Origin of the sequence: Bartonella sp. MU70NMGDW (genome assembly GCF_042194085.1) — a bacterium.
Taxonomy (GTDB): domain Bacteria; phylum Pseudomonadota; class Alphaproteobacteria; order Rhizobiales; family Rhizobiaceae; genus Bartonella; species Bartonella grahamii.
Window position 1 is genome coordinate 1 of the sequence record NZ_JBHIMK010000429.1, and the last position, 979, is coordinate 979.

Sequence of the window (979 nt, forward strand, 5' to 3'; positions counted from 1 at the left end):
GGGCGTGTTGCTCGTGACCCCTTGATGCAAATACGCGCCTTTTGGGATATTGGGGGCACGGGTGCTAAGGCAGATGCCACAGCGATATGGATAGCGCAATTTGTTGGTAGAGAGATCAGAGTACTTAATTATTACGAAGCACAAGGACAACCATTATCGGAGCATATCGGTTGGTTACGTCAAAATGGTTATGAGAAGGCACTGATGGTTTTGCCCCATGATGGTGCGACCAGAGACCGTGTGCACAATGTGAGTTTTGAGAGCGCTTTAAATGATGCGGGCTTTGAAACACAGGTTGTTCCCAATCAGGGAGCAGGGGCGGTTAAGATGCGTATAGAGGCGGTGCGACGTATTTTGCCGTCTGTTTGGTTCAATGAAAAAACGACCGTAGCAGGGCGCAAAGCACTGAATTGGTATCACGAGAAATGGGATGAGAAGCGCAATATTGGCTTGGGAGCAGAGCATGATTGGTCCAGTCATGGAGCAGATGCCTTTGGATTGATGTGCGTGGCTTATGAAGAACCTCCGACGATACAAAGGCGACCAGCTTATAGCGGCAGAACGGAATATGAGAGTACCTCATGGATGGCAGAATGATGTATGATGAAGAGCATTTAGATAAAGAAAGTAACGCATCAGATTTGTCGACAGAAGGCTTATTTCGTAAGCTTGTGAGTTGGTACAAAGAAGATGTGGAGCATGTGAATAAATGGCGTGAACATGCGCGGGAGGATTTTCGTTTTTACAATGGTGATCAGTGGAATGAGGCTGATTTAGCGGCGTTAAAAGAGCAACGCCGCCCCGTTATGACCTTTAATCGTATTGCTCCGCTTGTGAATGCTGTTGTGGGGTCAGAGAGAAATAACAAGCGCGAAGTGCAATTCATTCCCCGTCAAGTAGGCAAGGCATTGCCTAGTGAATTGCTTACCGGTGCGGCAGAATGGTTTCGGGACATGGCGCATGCCGAATACGCTGATAG

2 pseudogenes are annotated in these 979 nt (G+C 47.9%); both read left to right on the forward strand.

The window, feature by feature from the left end:
* Window positions 1-597, forward strand: a pseudogene (locus tag ACFIKE_RS11430) (PBSX family phage terminase large subunit); the annotation flags it as partial.
* Window positions 582-979, forward strand: a pseudogene (locus ACFIKE_RS11435) (phage portal protein); the annotation flags it as partial. The pseudogenes ACFIKE_RS11430 and ACFIKE_RS11435, both read left to right, overlap by 16 nt.